Genomic DNA, 224 nt, shown 5'->3' with positions numbered 1-224 from the left:
TGATCTGTCTTATATTAAAAAAGTGGGTGGTTTTAAAGAAAGTAACTTTAATCCATTATCTAGCGCATTACCGGTAGGAGGTAAACAAACCCCTGCATTAACAGAGTTTGTTGCAACGGATAATAGTGCCGTGTTTTTAACTCTTTCCTTTAATCAGCACGATGCAGTCTCGGATTTTTTAACTCAATTAAATAGCGCGAGGGATTTAATTAATCGTCAAATGA

At 35.7% G+C, this 224-nt stretch carries 1 protein-coding gene; it reads left to right on the top strand.

Translation table 11 applies throughout. From position 1 onward, the window contains the following. Positions 1-224 (top strand): hypothetical protein (locus tag V6255_RS18450; RefSeq protein WP_341629428.1); only part of this gene is annotated, 224 nt, incomplete at both ends.

This window comes from Psychromonas arctica (assembly GCF_038155225.1).
GTDB lineage: Bacteria > Pseudomonadota > Gammaproteobacteria > Enterobacterales > Psychromonadaceae > Psychromonas > Psychromonas arctica_B.
Note: the sequence above shows the minus strand (reverse complement) of the source record. Positions and strands in the feature narration are given on the sequence as shown.